Raw genomic sequence first — 18,019 nt, 5'->3', positions numbered from 1 at the left:
ATGGAAACACTGATTGTGAAGGAACAAGCGCGTTCACTTCAGATGGTGGCAGATATCTATCAACGCAATCAGGTGGATAACTTGCCCGATGTGACCGTGACGACGCTGACGGGGACGGCTGATACGACCAATGAGCGTCTGTTGCAGGAGACATTGACGCGTGCCGGCCAACCCAAGCACTTGACGCAGAGCATGCGCTTGAGCGGCAAGCTTCAACTGGTTTATTTTCAAAAGCAAAGCAATACATATCTTGCTGTGAGTCAGGTCAAAGATACGCTGGCAACCCCAGCTGCGATTTCGCTACTCAGCCTCTATTTGGCAACGGCAGTGGTGCTCATCGGCCTCGATTACCGGCACCGCCGCCATGAGGCCGAGCTCATTGCCCAGAGTGTGGCAAATCTGAATCGAATTCGCCATCAAAAACAACCCGAACCCGTTATTTTGGCGCCACGTTCACCGATCTATCCACTGGTCGAAGCGGTCAATCGCTTAGGCAGTGAAGTGGTACATCTGCGGCAAAAAGTACGCCTGCGCCAAGTCAGCTTTGATCGTCTGATTGATCATTTGCCATTAGGTGTCATGTTGATCGATAGCGATCGGGAAGTGGTGTTGCGCAATGAGGTGATGGGCACGCTAGTGGGGCATCCCATCAGCAAGTCGCGTCACAGCTACGTGGACGATATCAAAACCTATGCACTGGCCCGGATGATTGAACATACCTTCCGTTCTCAGAGCACGCATCATCAAGAAATCACCTTAATTGGCACCAACAAGGCTGTGGATGCCTCAGCGTGGTGCTCAATCCACACACCGATCATTTCCAAGTGCTGGTGATTCTATATGACGTCACCTACCTGCGCCAAGTGGAACAGATGCAGTTGGACTTCGTGGGCAACGTCAGTCATGAATTGAAGACGCCGGTGACGGCCATCAGTGGCTTCGCCGAAACCTGCTGCAGGGCGCAAAAGACGACCCCGATGCACTCAAACAGTTCTTGACGATTATCTATCAAGAGAGCACACGGCTGAGTCAGCTCATCACCGATATCCTGGCGTTGAGCCAAGCCGATAGCCAAAATAATTCGGTCCAAACCGTTCATCTGGCGAAGCTGGTGGCTTCGGTTGAGGCGAGCCTGCAACAGCAGATCACGCAAAAGCAAGTGCATGTGATGACTGAGATTCCGGAGGATTTGACCCTTCAAATCGATGAGATGCGCCTATCGCAAATCATCCGCAATCTGTTGACCAACGCGATTTTTTACAATCACGAGGCCGGCAATGTGTTGATCAGTGCGACGCAAAAATCGAATCAACAGGTGGAACTGGTTGTGCAGGATAATGGGATCGGGATTGAAAGTGATGAGCAACAGCGTATCTTTGAACGTTTCTATCGCGTCGATAAAGCGCGCAGCCGCAACAACGGCGGTACCGGTTTGGGGCTCGCCATTGTGGCTGAATTGGTCGCAAAACTCGATGGCAAGATTCAGGTCAACAGTCAACTGGGTGTGGGTACCCGGTTTGTGATCACGCTCCCTAACGAATGACCTTTACGTTATTTTTACACAATGCGGCATAAAGTTTTACAGTCATTTGTTAGAGTAATTGTTAGTGTAGAAAATGGAGGGCTTTTGTGTGAAAAACTACTCAAGCTATTAGCGCTAGGGCTAATTGGGATCGGCCTCACTGCTTGTTCGGCGGGCGGTAGCGGCCAAGGCGAGTCGATTACAGCGGTGGGTTCCAGTGCGTTGCAGCCACTGGTTGAAGCCGGCGCAGAACAATATCAAACCGAACATTTGGGCGTCTTCATCAACGTGCAGGGTGGCGGTTCCGGTACCGGACTGAGCCAGATTCAAGAAGGCGCGGTCGATATCGGGAATTCAGATCTCTTTGCGGAAGAAAAACCTGGCATCAAAGCCAACAAGTTAGTGGACCACCGGGTGGCCGTTGTCGGTATCACACCGATTACCCATCCTAAAGTCGGGGTCAAGAACCTGACCATCGCGCAACTGCGCAAGATTTTTACCGGTCAAATCACCAACTGGAAACAAGTGGGTGGTAAGGATCTGCCGATTGTTGTGGTGAACCGGGCGCAGGGCTCCGGGACGCGGGCAACTTTCGAGCGTTGGGTCTTAGATGGCCAGCAGCCATTACCTGCCCAAGAACAAGATTCGACAGGGATGGTGCGCTCGATTGTCAGCAGTACACCGGGCGCCATTTCGTACGTGGCGTTCTCTTACGTCGACAAGACCGTCGCTGCCTTGAGTCTGGATGGGGTAACACCAACGGATGCGCACGTGGCCACGAATGCATGGCCAATTTGGTCATACGAGCACATGTACACCAAGGGCGAACCAACCGGGTTGACCAAGAAATTCTTGACCTATCTGTTATCTGACTCGGTACAAGAAAAATTAGTCAAAAAATGGGCTACATCCCAATGACAAGTATGCAAGTCACGCGTGATGCAAAGGGCCGATTGGTCAAGTAAAGGAGGGGTGACAATGGATCCGATTCGAGAATCAATGCTTAAGCCTTCACGTTCCGCTAAATTGGAGCGCCGAGGCAAGTTAATCAGTTTATTTTGTATCACGTTGATTGTGGTTATCGTCTTAGCCATCTTCTTCTTTGTTGCCTCACGAGGGCTTGCCACCTTCTTTGGTAACGGTGTGAACCTCTGGGATTTCCTCACGCATTCCGTGTGGAGCCCCGCGGTCAAAGATGCGGCTGGTAAGCCACAAGTGGGTGCCTTGCCGATGATTGTAGGCTCCTTTGGGGTCACATTCTTATCCGCCATTGTGGCGACACCTTTTGCGGTGGGCGCGGCTATCTTCATGACAGAAATCTCACCTAAGTGGGGGACCAAAATCTTACAGCCCGTTATCGAACTGTTAGTCGGGATTCCTTCTGTGGTTTATGGGTTTATCGGGTTATCCGTGATTGTGCCACTGGTACGCCAAACATTTGGTGGGACCGGGTTTGGGATTTTATCCGGGACCTTTGTGCTGTTTGTCATGATTCTGCCAACGGTGACATCCATGTCCGTGGATGCATTGAAGGCTGTACCATCGCATTACCGCTCCGCCTCACTGGCGCTCGGGGCAACACGCTGGCAGACAATTTGGCGCGTGGTCTTACGGGCTGCGACACCAGGTATTTTGACCGGGATTGTCTTTGGGATGGCGCGGGCCTTCGGTGAAGCATTGGCCGTTCAGATGGTGATCGGGAATGCCTCACTGTTGCCAAAGAATTTGGTATCACCGGCATCCACGCTGACCTCAGTATTGACCAGCGGGATTGGGAATACCGTTATGGGTTCACTTGAAAACAACGCCTTATGGTCATTGGCATTACTGTTGTTACTGATGTCATTATTCTTCAACATTGTGATTCGTTGGATTGGTAAGAAGGGAGAGTTGAAGTAATGCAGCCAAAACAAGCTGATAAAGTTGCGACAGGTGTGCTCTACACCATCGCGGTCATCATCACAGGTATTTTGGCCAGTTTGTTACTCTACATCCTGGTTCAAGGCTTACCACATGTCTCCTGGCATTTCCTGACCTCACCCGCTAGTACCTTTGAAGCGGGCGGCGGAATCGGAATTCAACTGTTCAATTCCTTTTATTTATTAATCTTAGCGATGTTAATCTCCATTCCACTGGCCCTTGGCGCCGGTATTTATCTCTCAGAATACGCGAAGAAAACTGGATTACCGATGTGATTCGGACGTCAATCGAAATCCTGAGCTCGTTGCCTTCCGTTGTGGTTGGGTTATTCGGTTTCTTGGTCTTTGTTTTACAGTTCAAATTTGGCTTCTCAATTTTATCTGGGGCGCTAGCATTGACCGTTTTCAATCTGCCACTGCTGACCAGAAACGTGGAAGACTCCTTACGCCAGATTCACTTCACCCAGCGTGAAGCGGGGTTAGCGTTAGGGTTATCGCGGTGGGAAACGGTCGTACACGTGGTCATTCCCGAAGCTTTGCCTGGGATTATCACCGGGACCATTTTGGGTGCTGGTCGTGTGTTTGGGGAAGCGGCTGCGCTGATCTATACGGCCGGTCAAAGTGCACCAGCACTCGACTTCACCAATTGGAACCCAATGAACATCGCGAGTCCCCTGAACCCATTCCGACCCGCTGAAACATTGGCGGTGCATATTTGGAAGATCAACTCTGAAGGGATTCAGCCCGATGCGGCCGCTGTGTCGGCTGGGGCATCCGCAGTCTTGATCATTGCGGTATTGTTATTCAACCTGTTGGCGCGTTATGCCGGCAACAAGCTGTACAAGAAGATGACGGCTAGCTAGGAGGTCAGCATGCAAAACTATTCATTAGATGATACCTATATCCGCGAGTTCGACCGCCAAAAGCAAGAGATTGCGGTTGAGACAGAGGACTTGCGCGTATTTTATGGGGATAAAGAAGCGATTCACGGTGTTTCCTTACCATTTGAACGCTACAAAATCACCGCGTTGATCGGGGCGTCAGGGTCTGGTAAATCCACCTTCTTGCGCTCAATCAACCGGATGAACGATAATATTGATGGGACACGGGTCACGGGTAAAATCATGTATCGCGATTTGGATATCAATAGCAACGACGTCGATATCTACGAGATGCGTAAGCACATCGGTATGGTGTTCCAGCGCCCAAATCCATTTGCCAAATCAATCTACGACAACATCACGTTTGCGCTGAAGCGGTTTGGTGAAAAAGATAAAAGAAACTGGACGAAGTGGTGGAAACCAGTCTGAAACAGGCCGCGCTGTGGGATCAGGTCAAAGATGACCTGCATTCAAGTGCCTTAGCACTCTCTGGGGGCCAACAACAGCGCCTGTGTATCGCGCGGGCGATTGCCATGCAGCCGGATATTTTGCTGTTAGATGAACCAGCCAGTGCGCTGGATCCAATCTCAACATCAACCGTTGAAGACACCTTGATGGCATTGAAGGAACAGTACACAATCATTATCGTGACGCACAACATGCAGCAGGCGGCTCGGATTAGTGATTACACGGCGTTCTTCTACAGCGGCCAAGCGATTGAATACGATGAAACCCGCAAGATTTTTACACGGCCCAAGATTCAAGCAACTGAGGATTACGTCTCTGGTCATTTCGGCTAGGGCGACGAATAAGGAGACCCAACATGGCAGAAAAAGAAACAGTGATCACGAGTTCAGATGTGCATCTGTTTTATGGCAAGTATGAAGCACTCAAGGGCATTAATTTGGATTTCAAGGAACACGAAATCACCGCATTGATCGGGCCATCCGGTTGCGGGAAGTCCACTTACTTGCGCACGCTCAACCGCATGAACGATTTGATTCCCGGGGTCACCATTACCGGTAACATCGCTTTGCGGGGGCAAAACATTTACGCGCCAACCGAGGACGTCGTGCAACTGCGCAAACAAGTGGGGATGGTCTTCCAACAACCCAATCCATTTCCATTCTCAATCTATGACAATGTCGTGTATGGCCTGCGGTTAGCCGGGGTGAAGGATCGCGCCGTGTTGGATGAAGCGGTTGAGACCAGTCTGAAGGCCGCCGCCATCTGGGATGAAGTGAAAGATAAGCTTCACGAGAGTGCCTTATCCTTATCTGGTGGGCAACAACAGCGGGTGGTCATCGCGCGCGTGCTTGCCGTGAAACCTGATGTGATCTTGATGGACGAACCGACGAGTGCCCTGGATCCAATTTCTAGTACCCAAATCGAGAATATGTTGCTAGAATTAAGAGATCAATATACGATTATTTTGGTAACGCATAATATGCATCAGGCGTCACGGATTTCCGATCGGACCGCTTTCTTCTTGCAAGGGAACTTGATTGAATTCGATGAAACCAAAAAATCTTTATGAATCCTAGTGAAAAAGAAACCGAAGACTATATCAGTGGTCGATTCGGATAGGAGGGTATTATGCGACGAGTTTTTGAAGATGAACTGAATGACCTGCACGTGCGATTCTCGGAAATGGGGATGATGGTCAACGAGGCAATCTATAAATCGGTCAAGGCATTTATCAATCACGATAAAGACCTGGCCCGTGAAGTGATTCATGAAGACAAGCACATCAATGAACGCGAAGTTGAGCTCGAAAAGGCCAGCTTCGAGATGATTGCTTTGCAGCAGCCTGTGACCACAGACTTGCGGATGATCGTCACCGTTATGAAGGCGAGCTCTGACTTGGAACGCATGGGCGACCACGCGGTTTCCATTGCCAAGTCCACAATTCGGGTGAAGGGTGAAACCCGGGTGCCTGCGATCGAAAAGGATATCGCTGACATGGCCGAAGCCGTCAAGGAGATGGTGGAACAAGTCCTCGACGCGTATGTCAAAGAAAACGACAAAAAGCACGCCAAATCGCTGAAGAAGACCATGGCATCAATGATTTCTCAAACAATATTTATGAGAAGTGTATCGATGAGATGACCCGTGATGCCGATACCATCGTGGGTTCCATGGACTACATGTTCGTGTCATCCTACCTAGAACGGATCGGGGATTATGTCACCAACATCTGTGAATGGATCGTCTACTTGAAGACAGGGAAGTTGTTAGAATTGAACTCTAACGCGAGCGAGGATGAATTCTAGTCATTCACGCCACCAAACAGGAGCATGACACGCCTTTTCGGCGGTGGTCGGTGCTCCTGTTTATTTGGCCAAAACAGTCCGAGATGAAAATCAATCTTAGGCCCTATGCGTCAAATCCAAAAAGCGTGCATACTAAGGTCATCAGTTAAGACAACCAAATGGAGGTAGACCGATGAACGAACGTGAACGCATTTTAGATCTCGTCAAGCAGGGGATCCTTTCAAGTGAAGAAGCTTTAGTATTGTTAGAAAACTTAGCCAAAAATCAGTAACCAATCAACCAGCCGATGACAAAGCAGCCGATGAACAACCGGAAGCCGAAGCAGAAACGACGGTGGATCAAACCGAGCAAGCCTTGAGTGATTTGAATACTCGCATCGCAACGGTTTCTGGTAATCTCGATGCGCTGAGCGAACAAATCAGGGCCACGCACAAGCAAGTCGCGGCCAACGAAGAACAGATTATCGTATTAGACACCATGGAAGATCTCGATACCTTAACACAAGAAAAGTATCAAGAGCGTGGCCGTTTGAAGCAAGAAAATCTGCAACTCAACCAGCAGTTAACCGACTTGACGCAACAGCAAGAGAGTTTGAAGTCACAGTTGAGCGAGCTTGAACAAGAGCAACGTCAACTCACCAAGCAACGCATCAAGGATCAAGTACTCGGTGGTGAATGGCAAGACCAAGCCCGCGATACATTGAATGACCTAGGCAAGACAATGGGCGATGCGACCAACCAAATCGGCCACATCGTGAAGTCAACTATGAGCACGGTGCTCGATAATGTTGATTGGAAAGACATCACCATCAAGGTGCCAGGACTGGCCACAGAACGCTTCAGTCACACCTTTGATTTTCCAGAGAGTGCCGCAACCATCTTGGATCTGAAGGTGGCCAACGGTGATGTGACCTTCAAGCCTTGGGACCAATCAGGATTCCGTGTCGAAGCCAACATCAAGCTTTACGGCAAGATGCAAGCAGAATCACCACTGGCAGCCTTCATGGAACGCAGCCGGATTGATGTGACAGACGATCACTTTATTTTCCAAGTGCCAAACAAGCGGGTCCAAGCAGATCTGGTTGTGTACTTGCCTGATCGCGAATACGATCACACCACCATTCGCTCACTGAACGGGGAACATCAATCTCGATCAAGTGCACGGTAAGGACTTCTACCTCAAGAACACCAATGGCGATATTCAATTGAATAACGTGCAGATGGTGATGCTGGAAGCACAAGGTGTGAACGGTTCAATCAAGCTCATCGATGGTGGGGTACACGATGCCTTTCTCGAAACCGTGAATGGCGATATCAAGTTGAAGACCACACCCGTTACTGCTCAACTTCAGACCGTTAACGGGACGATTCGCAGCACATACACTGGTGAATTCAAGGTCTTGAATGCATCATCCGTGAATGGTAACGTCAAACTGGCTTTACCTGAATCCATTGGGTTGAGTGGCGCTGCAAAAACTCGTTTTGGGAGTGTGAAGAGCCGCTTGAGTGGTGTCAGTGTCCCAACTAAGAGCCCTAAGCAACTCGAATTGACACGTGCCGGTGATCCGGTCGGCGAACTGACCGTTACGACCACCAGTGGTAATATTCAGTTGAAAAATACTGACGAACAAGACTAAAAAAGGAGTGTTGGCAAATGCCACTACTATTGATTCCGCTATTTCTCTTTGGGATTGGGCTTTTGCTCATCGTTCCATTCATGTTACTGTTTTTCTTTGTGAAAGTGCTGTTCTGGCCAGCGGTGATTATCGGGTTGATTGTCTTCTTCTCGCGTGATCATCATCACGGTCGCCCATATCGACAATATCGTCGCAACAATCGCCGTCACGACGATTGGCAGACACATGTCGACAACAATCAAGAACGTAAAGCCGCCGATAATGTGACTGAAAAAGACGACGATTGGAGCGATTTTTAATGGGTTTCATTAAGCGCACACTTTTGACAACACTGATCTTCATTGCGTACGCGCAGCTTGCACCCGGGCAACTCATGGTGGCAAGTTTGGGGACAGCGTTGGCAGGGGCCATCGTCTTAGGAATCTTGAACGGTTTGGTTCGACCAATCCTTAAGTTTCTGTCTTTTCCCATTACCATCTTGACGTTTGGTCTCTTTCTCTTGGTGATCAACGCACTGATGCTCAACCTGATGACCTGGTTTGTGCCGGGGATCGCATTTAGTAGCTTCGGTAGCAGCGTGATTTTGGCGATTGTCATTTCGGTAATCAATGCCTTATTCACCTCATCAAGAAATGAAGCATAAAACAAAAACTTAATCATATAGCGGGAGCCTGCGATAAACCAGTTTTGGTTTTGTCGCAGGCTCTTTGGTTTGCCACAGCTCCGTTAAGATTTGACTTCTTTTGCCTCGATTACGCTATGTGACGCTTTCCTATGGTAGAATTGACCTAACTATTGTGAAAGTTAGGTGAAACCCATATGGCAGACAGTGTAACTGTGAAGCAATTGGTGACTGACACCAATCTTGAGGTGGTCAGAGGTGAAGAATATCTGACCGAACGCGAGATTGTCGTTAGTGATATTTCCCGACCCGGTTTGGAATTAACCGGCTATTTTAATTATTATCCACATGAACGAATTCAATTATTTGGTCGAACAGAAATTTCATTTGCCCGTAACATGAGCAGTGATGAACGCGCACTGATTTTGAAGCGCATGGCGGCAGAAGACACGCCAGCATTTCTGGTCTCGCGTGGGCTACCCATTCCTGATGAAATGTTGCAGGCGGCGGCAACCGCACACATCCCTGTGTTGAGCTCCAAATTACCAACGACGCGGCTCTCATCCTTGATTACGGAATACTTGGATGGTCAACTGGCTGAACGCCGCAGTATGCACGGTGTGTTGGTCGATATTTATGGTTTAGGGGTTTTGATTACCGGTGATTCCGGGGTTGGTAAGTCCGAAACCGCATTGGAACTGGTACAACGTGGCCATCGATTAATCGCTGACGATCGCGTTGATGTCTATCAACAGGATGAACAAACTGTCATCGGTGAAGCACCTGCCATTTTGTCACACTTACTCGAAATTCGCGGGATTGGGATTATCGATGTGATGAATCTGTTTGGTGCTGGTGCCGTGCGGGAAAATACCGCGATTTCATTGATTGTGCACCTTGAAAACTGGAGTCCTGATAAGAGTTTTGATCGTTTAGGTTCCGGTGAACAAACGCAGCAGATCTTTGATGTGCCTGTACCTAAGATTACTGTCCCCGTTAAGGTTGGGCGGAACTTAGCCATCATTATTGAAGTGGCCGCAATGAACTTCCGGGCCAAGTCGATGGGTTATGACGCTACCAAGACCTTTGAGGCAAATCTGAATCGCTTAATTCAAACAAACTCGGGGGAATGACAATGATTATGGGCGCACTCAATCCCATTGCCATTCAACTGGGTGGCTTGGCCATTCACTGGTATGGGGTCATTATTGCGAGCGGTGTTTTGCTCGCTGTGTATCTGGCAACCAAAGAAGCGAGTCGGCGGCAGGTGAATGAAGACCACATCATGAACTTGATTCTGTGGTCGCTGCCTTTTGCTCTGATTGGGGCTCGGCTCTACTATGTTGCCTTCAAATGGCCGTATTATGCGGCACATCCGAGCGAGATTATCGCCATTTGGCATGGTGGTATCGCGATTTATGGGGCATTAATTGCGGCATCGATCGTGTTTATCATCTATGCACGTGTCCAGTGGCTGTCGATCTGGTTGGTGATGGATATCGTCGCACCGACCGTGATGATTGCACAGGCCATCGGTCGCTGGGGTAACTTTATGAATCAGGAAGCGTATGGTGCGGTGACCAGTTTGGCCTTTTTGAAGGGCATCCATCTACCAGGATGGGTGATCCAACAGATGTTGATCAATGGGTCATATCGACAACCAACCTTCCTCTATGAATCGGCATGGAATGTGGCCGGCTTCATCTTGATCATGACTGTGCGGCATCATGAGCACTGGTTTAAGCAAGGCGAGATTTTCCTGAGTTATGTGATGTGGTACAGTTTCGGGCGGTTCTTCGTTGAAGGCATGCGCACCGATAGTCTATATGCACTCCCAGGACTGCGGGTCTCACAGGTTGTCTCCATTATTCTGTTTGTCGCCGCACTGGGCACCTGGATCTATCGCCGCCGTCAATCAGTACCTTGGTATCTGGAAGGTAATCTCATGAAGTACGCTAATTAGGGGGAATATTTTTGGCAACGACGATTGCAGTTTTAGGTGCGGGCTCTTGGGGCACCGTGCTGGCGAACCTCTTGGTCGAAAATGGCCACAAGGTGACACTCTGGACACACCACGAGAGTCAAGCCGTTGAATTGATGACAACACACTATAATCAGCACTACTTACCTGATTTTCGTTTGGATGACCGTTTGGTGGTCACCAGTGATCTGGCGCTCGCCTTGGCGGATGCCCAAGTGATTTTGTTTGTTGTGCCGACAAATGCGATTCGCAGCGTGGCAGAATCAGTGGTGCCACTACTGGCAGAGAATCAAAAGCCCGTCATCGTCCACGCGGCAAAGGGCTTGGAAAAGCAAACCGAATTGCGCGTATCACAAGTGCTTGAAGCTGTGATCCCGGCGGACAAACGTCAGGGAATCGTCGTGATTTCTGGTCCGAGTCATGCTGAAGATGTCGCTCGGCGCGATATCACCACGCTCACGGCCGCATCAACAGACGTGGCCTGTGCCCAAGCGGTACAGACCTTGTTCATGAACGACTACTTCCGCCTGTACACCAACACCGATGTTTTGGGTGTTGAGATGGGGGCGGCGTTGAAAAATGTGATTGCCATTGGTGCCGGTGCCCTTCACGGTCTGGGCTATGGTGATAACACTAAGGCGGCGCTGCTGACGCGTGGGCTAGCTGAGATTACCCGATTGGGTGTCAAAATGGGGGCGGACCCAATGACCTTTATTGGGCTTTCCGGTGTCGGTGACTTGATTGTGACGGGGACGTCGGTTCACTCACGTAACTGGCGCGCAGGGAATGCCTTGGGCCAAGGTGAAGCGTTACCCGATGTGCTCGAAAATATGGGCATGGTCGTTGAAGGGGTATCGACAACTAAGGTCGCGCACGAATTGGCTGCCGAACAAGGTGTCGACATGCCGATTACGGATGCCATTTATTGCGTTCTCTATCAGAATGAGCCGATTCGAACGGTAATTACCGATCTGATGCGACGCGCTGGTAAGCCAGAATTCGATTTTGCACAAGACAGTTTACAAACTGACCAAAACATGTATAGTGACACATATTAGGCTTACTATATGTAAGCAAAAATAAGCGTGCGACTGTTCAAAGCGGTCGTCACGCGCGTTAAGGAGAGATCATGCCATGGCAAAACAATATGATGTGGTTGTAATCGGTGCTGGTCCTGGTGGGATGACGGCGGCGCTCTATGCGTCTCGTGCCAACTTGTCTGTATTGATGCTCGACCGTGGGATTTATGGTGGGCAGATGAACAACACCGCAGAAATTGAGAACTATCCCGGTTTCTCATCCATTTTGGGCCCGGACTTGGGTCAAAAGATGTACGACGGAGCAACTCAATTCGGCGCTGAATATGCTTATGGCAATGTCACTCAAGTTCGTAATCAAGGGGCATTGAAGGAAGTCATCACCGATGAAGATACCTATCTGGCAAAAGCCATTGTGATCGCCACAGGGGCTGACCACAAGAAGTTAGGTGTCGACGGTGAAGAAACCTACAGCGGCCGTGGTGTTTCGTACTGTGCCGTATGTGATGGGGCATTCTTCAAGAACCGTGAATTAGTTGTTGTCGGTGGCGGCGATTCCGCCATTGAAGAAGGGCTCTATCTGACCCAATTGGCCTCTAAGGTGACTGTGATTCACCGTCGTGACCAATTGCGTGCGCAACAGATCATTCAAAAGCGTGCCTTTGCTAATGACAAGATGAACTTTGTCTGGAACGCTCAGGTTGAAGCCATCGAAGGTGATGACATGAAGGTCACCGGTGTGAAGTACCGTGATAAGGAAACCGGTGAGGAACATGTTGTTCCCGCTAGCGGTGCCTTTATCTATGTCGGTGTGAACCCATTGACCAGTGCATTCACTGATTTGGGTATCTTGGATGAAGCAGGTTGGGTACCAACGGATGAATTGATGGCAACCCGTGTGCCTGGGATTTTGCGATCGGTGATGTGCGGGCGAAGAACTTGCGCCAAATCACCACAGCTGTGGGTGAAGGTGGTCAAGCAGGTCAGAGTGTCTTCAATTACATTCAAAGCTTGAATGACGTGCCAGAAACAGTGGACGCAAAATAACTCATTTTGATAAAAATATGCAAAACCAGCGTCGTGATGAAACGGAATCGTTTTGTCGCGACGCTTTTTTACCATCTGATTGATAACGCTTACAGAATATTAGTATCGTCAACAATCAATTTGAAATTTATTCATAATAATTGCTACCTTATTCGTCGGGCACAGGTATAATAGGGGGTATCAAAAGAAGAAAAGGGAGATGATCTGATGGATTATCAAGCAACGTACGCATTGTGGCAACAACAGCCCAATTTGGATCCAGAAGTAAAACGTAGCCTCGCACAGATGGCAAACGATGAGGAACAAAAAGAAATGGCGTTTGCCGCACCCATGTCATTTGGGACCGCCGGCATGCGCGGTGTGCTCGGTGCCGGGATTGGCCGGATGAACGTCTACACAGTCGCTCAGGCCACAGAAGGGTTAGCCCAGTTCATGATGACGCTGAGCGAAGAGAAGCGCGCTCAAGGCGTTGTCATCAGCTATGACTCACGGTATCAAAGTCAGGAATTTGCCTACACCTCAGCGAGTGTCCTTGGCGCTCATGGCATCAAGAGCTATGTGTTTGATAGTCTGCGACCAACTCCTGAATTATCCTTTGCCGTTCGGTACTTGAAGACCTACGCGGGGATCATGATTACAGCGAGCCATAATCCTAAGCAGTACAACGGGTATAAGATTTATGGTGAAGATGGTGCGCAGATGGCCCCTGAAGAATCCGATATGATTACAGGCTATATTCGTAAGGTGCCAGATCTGTTTGCCATCGAGCAAGTGGCAGTGCAGGATTTGCGGGCGCAAAAGTTGTTGACCATCATCGGTGAGGATATCGATGAAGCCTATTACGACCAAATCCGGACAGTCACCATCAACTCTGATCTGGTCAAAACGGTCGGTAAGAACATGAAGCTGATCTATACCCCATTGCATGGGACGGGTCGGATTCCGGCACAATTGGCGCTGCGGAATGCAGGGTTTGAAGACTTCCGTTTGGTTCCAGAACAGAGTGTTGCCGATCCCGAATTCCCAACGGTGCCATTCCCCAACCCCGAATTCACTCAGGCCTTCGACATGGCGATTGAATTGGGTAAGGAAGACCACGCAGAAATTCTGATCGCGACTGATCCCGATGCCGATCGATTAGGGACAGCGGTTTGGACGGGCGATCACTATCAATTGCTGACCGGGAACCAAATCGCATCATTGCTGTTGCACTACATTCTGGAAGCGCGCAAGCAGGCCGGCACATTGCCTAAGAATGGTGCCGTTGTGAAATCCATTGTGTCCACCGAGCTGGCGACAGCAATCGCTCAGGATTACGATGTTGACATGATCAACGTTGAGACCGGCTTTAAGTTTATCGGTGACCAAATCAAGCACTATGAAGCCACCGGTGAACACGAATTCCTGTTTGGCTTTGAAGAGAGTTACGGCTACCTGATCAAGCCATTTGTTCGCGACAAGGATGCGATTCAATCCACCGTGCTCCTAGCTGAAGTGGCTGCTTATTATAAGTCCAAGAATCAAACCCTGTGGGATGGCATTCAAGCGCTCTACCAACAATATGGCTACTTTGAAGAAAAGACCATCTCGGTTGATTTTGAGGGTATCGATGGTGCGAGCGAAATGGCAGACCTGATGACCAAGTTCCGGACCAATCAACCAACGGCCTTTGCGGGCCACGCCATCAAGCGGGTCGAAGATTACCAACTGCAAACGGCCACTGACGATGACGGTGCTGTCAGCCCAATCGATATGCCCGTCAGCAATGTACTCAAGTATATCTTGGACGATGGTACCTGGATTGCGATTCGGCCATCCGGGACAGAGCCTAAGGTGAAGTTCTACGTCGGTACCAGTGCTGAGAATCTGGATGCTGCAAGCAAGAAGCTCGATCAATTTGAAGCAGATTTGGCTGCATTTCGGCAAAATTAAAATAAAATAATCGCGCGTTAAAGCCGCGGTGAAGTCGACTTGGTTTCGGTTTCACCGCGGCTTTTGTGGCTTGTGGGTGGATTGACTCTGTGCTAACATAGGAACAATTTTAGCCTAGGGAGGCCTCTAACATATGGGAATGCACCAGTTTATTCAGGGATTGAACAATTTGGAAACATTGCGCCGCGCACCAGGATTCTTCAAGTACGCCGAACACAGCGTTGCCGCACATTCATTTAAGGTTGCAGAAATTGCCCAGTTGTTAGCGGATATCGAAGAAGAAGCAGGCAACAAGATCAATTGGCAGATGTTATACGAGAAGGCATTGAATCACGATTACACCGAACGCTTCATCGGTGATATCAAGACACCCGTCAAGTACGCGACACCGACACTGCGCCACATGTTGGCTGATGTCGAAGATTCCATGACGGAAAACTTCATCAAAAATGAAATTCCGGCGCCTTATCAGGATCGTTATCGCCGGCGTTTGTCAGAAGGTAAGGATGATACCCTGGAAGGCCAAATCCTTTCGATTGCCGATAAAGTCGACCTCTTATATGAATCCTTTGGCGAGATTGAAAAGGGCAACCCTGAGCGCGTGTTCCTGAACATCTACACGGAATCCCTGAGTACGATTTTGGATTTCAAGGACCGCCCCAGCGTGCAGTATTTCTTAAAAGAGATGTTGCCAGATATGCTCGATGAGAAGTTTGCCGATCGTGAGCTGTTACACCAGCTCACCCGGCAAACCATTGCGGATACTGACTTGACCGATTAAATTGACAAGCTGAGACAAAAGACGTCTTTTGCCACAGCTTCAGCCCCTCCTGATTGGCGAAAGTATGTTCGGTGTGATATAATCAAAACCGATTATATGCGTCAATCACGGTCCGCACAGGGATAACAATATGTGTGCGTAAGCCCCGTGAATCCAAGTGGATGAACGGGGCTTTTTGGTTCGAGATATGACGGAGAGAACACATGATGCAGCGTGATTAGAGGAGGAATACCATGATTGAACGACATGACGATCAGAAATTTGATCTTGTCTCAGCTTATCAGCCTGCTGGGGATCAGCCACAGGCCATCGATAAATTAGTTCAAGGGTTTCAGCGAGGTGAAAAAGAACAGATCTTGCTGGGGGCGACCGGGACTGGGAAGACGTTCACCATGAGTAACGTTATCGCCAAGCTCAATCGGCCAACCCTAATTTTGTCGCACAACAAGACACTGGCCGGCCAGCTCTATGGTGAGTTCAAGGAATTCTTCCCGCACAACGCTGTCGAGTATTTTGTTTCCTATTATGACTACTATCAACCAGAAGCCTATGTGCCGAGTTCAGATACGTATATCGAAAAGGATTCGGCCATCAATGATGAAATCGATAAGTTGCGGCACAGTGCCACCAGTGCCTTGCTTGAACGTAACGACGTGATTGTTGTGGCTTCCGTGTCTTCCATCTTCGGGTTGGGGGATCCACACGAATATCGCGACCACGTGCTGTCGATTCGGCAGGGCATGGAAATCGATCGCAACACCTTGTTGCGCCAATTGGTTGATATTCAATTCGATCGCAACGACATTGATTTTCAACGTGGTCGTTTCCGTGTTCGTGGGGATGTGGTCGAAATCTTCCCAGCGAGCCGCGATGATCACGCGATTCGAGTTGAATTCTTTGGTGACGAGGTCGACCGAATTACCGAGGTCGATGCGTTGACCGGTGAAGTGCTCGGCGAACGGGAACACGTCGCCATTTTCCCAGCGACTCACTTTATGACCAATGATGATCAGATGGAAAAAGCCATCGGCAGTATTTCAGCTGAATTGACCGATCGCTTGGCTGTTTTGAAGGGTGAAAATAAGTTACTCGAGGCCCAACGGCTGGAACAGCGCACCAACTATGATATCGAAATGTTGCGTGAAATGGGCTTCACCAGTGGGATTGAAAACTACTCACGGCACATGGATGGGCGTCTGCCCGGTGAACCACCATATACCTTGCTCGACTTCTTCCCGAAGGACTTTGTGATCATGGTCGATGAAAGTCACGTGACCATGCCGCAAGTGCGTGGAATGTATAACGGAGACCGCGCCCGCAAGCAGATGCTTGTGGATTATGGGTTCCGGCTGCCAAGTGCCTTGGATAACCGACCACTCAAGATTGATGAATTCGAACAACACGTGAATCAGATTCTGTACGTCAGCGCAACGCCTGGTCCTTATGAAGAGGAACGGGTGCCAAAAGACGATGTTGCTGAACAGATCATTCGACCAACGGGCTTGCTGGATCCGAATATCGAGGTGCGGCCGATTATGGGCCAAATTGATGACCTGGTATCAGAAATCAATATCCGTGTCGAACGCCACGAACGGGTCTTCATTACGACCTTGACCAAGAAAATGGCGGAAGACTTGACGGATTACTTGAAGGACATGGGTATCAAGGTTAAGTACCTGCACAGTGATATCAAGACGTTGGAGCGGACTCAGATTATCCGGGATCTACGATTGGGTAAGTTTGATGTGCTGATTGGGATCAATCTGTTGCGTGAAGGGATCGATGTGCCCGAAGTGTCACTGATTGCGATTTTGGATGCGGACAAGGAAGGTTTCTTGCGCGCTGAGCGGTCATTGATTCAAACCATTGGCCGGGCGTCCCGGAATGAACACGGTCAAGTGATTATGTACGCGGACAAGATGACCGATTCGATGAAAGCAGCGATTGGTGAAACCAAGCGTCGGCGTGAGATTCAAGAGAAGTTCAATGAAGAACACGGCATTACACCAAAGACAATTATCAAACCGATTCGGGATGCGATCTCAAGTCTTGAAAAGATTGAAACAGAAGATGCCGACAAGAGTTTCGCTGAGGTTGATCTCGCGGACATGAGTAAGGCTGATAAGCAAGAATTGGTCAAGAACTTACAGGACCAGATGGCAGCAGCGGCTAAGAAGTTAGACTTCGAACAAGCGGCCACCTTGCGTGATACCATTTTGGAACTGCAAGCAGACATGTAACCAGGTGCTGATCTCGTTACCACAGCGCGTCAGTATGGTTAATCTGAACGGAAGAAGTGTGAATAAATGGCAAATGATAAAATCGTGATTCACGGGGCTCGAGCCCATAATTTGAAAGACATCGATGTCACCAATCCTAAGAATAACT

12 protein-coding genes and 7 pseudogenes are annotated in these 18,019 nt (G+C 49.3%); all 19 read left to right on the top strand.

What is annotated here, in order from left to right:
* The 19 genes and pseudogenes from JCM17471_RS15210 to uvrB all read left to right on the top strand — a co-directional run bounded on the left by JCM17471_RS15210 (position 1) and on the right by uvrB (position 17,871).
* Positions 1-834 carry a hypothetical protein gene (locus JCM17471_RS15210; protein WP_225354185.1) on the top strand — a complete coding sequence of 278 codons (834 nt, stop codon included), beginning with the start codon at positions 1-3 and terminating at the stop codon, positions 832-834.
* Complete coding sequence (locus tag JCM17471_RS15205; RefSeq protein ID WP_225354184.1) at positions 792-998, top strand: histidine kinase dimerization/phospho-acceptor domain-containing protein; 207 nt, start codon at positions 792-794, stop codon at positions 996-998. The genes JCM17471_RS15210 and JCM17471_RS15205 overlap by 43 nt, the downstream gene beginning before the upstream one ends.
* A complete protein-coding gene (locus tag JCM17471_RS15200; protein ID WP_225354183.1) occupies positions 995-1,543 on the top strand; it encodes a sensor histidine kinase in 549 nt (182 codons plus the stop codon). The genes JCM17471_RS15205 and JCM17471_RS15200 overlap by 4 nt, the downstream gene beginning before the upstream one ends.
* A 123-nt stretch (positions 1,544-1,666) precedes the next feature.
* Positions 1,667-2,487, top strand: a pseudogene (locus JCM17471_RS07565) (phosphate ABC transporter substrate-binding protein PstS family protein).
* 13 nt (positions 2,488-2,500) lie between these two features.
* Positions 2,501-3,421, top strand: coding sequence for a phosphate ABC transporter permease subunit PstC (gene pstC, locus JCM17471_RS07560; protein ID WP_054777412.1), 921 nt, complete (start codon positions 2,501-2,503; stop codon positions 3,419-3,421).
* Positions 3,421-4,304 (top strand): annotated as a pseudogene (gene pstA / locus JCM17471_RS07555) (phosphate ABC transporter permease PstA). Before pstC ends, pstA begins: the two are co-directional and overlap by 1 nt.
* Positions 4,305-4,313: 9 nt before the next feature.
* Positions 4,314-5,122, top strand: a pseudogene (gene pstB, locus JCM17471_RS07550) (phosphate ABC transporter ATP-binding protein PstB).
* A 23-nt stretch (positions 5,123-5,145) separates the two neighbouring features.
* Positions 5,146-5,909, top strand: a pseudogene (pstB, locus tag JCM17471_RS07545) (phosphate ABC transporter ATP-binding protein PstB).
* A gap of 9 nt (positions 5,910-5,918) precedes the next feature.
* Positions 5,919-6,595, top strand: a pseudogene (phoU, locus tag JCM17471_RS07540) (phosphate signaling complex protein PhoU).
* Positions 6,596-6,767: 172 nt separating this feature from the next.
* Positions 6,768-8,231, top strand: a pseudogene (gene liaX, locus JCM17471_RS16805) (daptomycin-sensing surface protein LiaX).
* 17 nt (positions 8,232-8,248) lie between these two features.
* Positions 8,249-8,530 carry a hypothetical protein gene (locus JCM17471_RS07530; protein ID WP_054777411.1) on the top strand — a complete coding sequence of 94 codons (282 nt, stop codon included), beginning with the start codon at positions 8,249-8,251 and terminating at the stop codon, positions 8,528-8,530.
* Positions 8,530-8,874 carry a phage holin family protein gene (locus JCM17471_RS07525; protein ID WP_054777410.1) on the top strand — a complete coding sequence of 115 codons (345 nt, stop codon included), beginning with the start codon at positions 8,530-8,532 and terminating at the stop codon, positions 8,872-8,874. Before JCM17471_RS07530 ends, JCM17471_RS07525 begins: the two co-directional genes overlap by 1 nt.
* A 176-nt stretch (positions 8,875-9,050) precedes the next feature.
* A complete protein-coding gene (hprK, locus tag JCM17471_RS07520; RefSeq protein WP_054777409.1) occupies positions 9,051-9,986 on the top strand; it encodes an HPr(Ser) kinase/phosphatase in 936 nt (311 codons plus the stop codon).
* Positions 9,983-10,816, top strand: a complete 834-nt coding sequence (lgt, locus tag JCM17471_RS07515; protein WP_173578937.1) for a prolipoprotein diacylglyceryl transferase — start codon at positions 9,983-9,985, stop codon at positions 10,814-10,816. The genes hprK and lgt overlap by 4 nt, the downstream gene beginning before the upstream one ends.
* 11 nt (positions 10,817-10,827) lie before the next feature.
* Entirely contained in the window at positions 10,828-11,892 is a 1,065-nt protein-coding gene (locus JCM17471_RS07510; RefSeq protein ID WP_054777408.1) for an NAD(P)H-dependent glycerol-3-phosphate dehydrogenase, read from the top strand.
* Between the two features lie 76 nt (positions 11,893-11,968).
* Positions 11,969-12,918: pseudogene (trxB, locus tag JCM17471_RS07505) on the top strand (thioredoxin-disulfide reductase).
* Between the two features lie 207 nt (positions 12,919-13,125).
* A complete protein-coding gene (locus tag JCM17471_RS07500) occupies positions 13,126-14,850 on the top strand; it encodes a phospho-sugar mutase (protein WP_054777407.1) in 1,725 nt (574 codons plus the stop codon).
* Between the two features lie 133 nt (positions 14,851-14,983).
* Positions 14,984-15,631: a YfbR-like 5'-deoxynucleotidase gene (locus tag JCM17471_RS07495; protein ID WP_054777406.1), complete on the top strand. Its 648-nt coding sequence runs from the start codon at positions 14,984-14,986 to the stop codon at positions 15,629-15,631.
* Between the two features lie 233 nt (positions 15,632-15,864).
* Entirely contained in the window at positions 15,865-17,871 is a 2,007-nt protein-coding gene (gene uvrB, locus JCM17471_RS07490) for an excinuclease ABC subunit UvrB (protein ID WP_054777405.1), read from the top strand.
* Positions 17,872-18,019: the final 148 nt, after the last annotated feature.

It is taken from the genome of Lacticaseibacillus saniviri JCM 17471 = DSM 24301 (assembly GCF_001311785.1).
In the GTDB taxonomy this organism is placed as follows: domain Bacteria; phylum Bacillota; class Bacilli; order Lactobacillales; family Lactobacillaceae; genus Lacticaseibacillus; species Lacticaseibacillus saniviri.
Note: the sequence above shows the minus strand (reverse complement) of the source record. Positions and strands in the feature narration are given on the sequence as shown.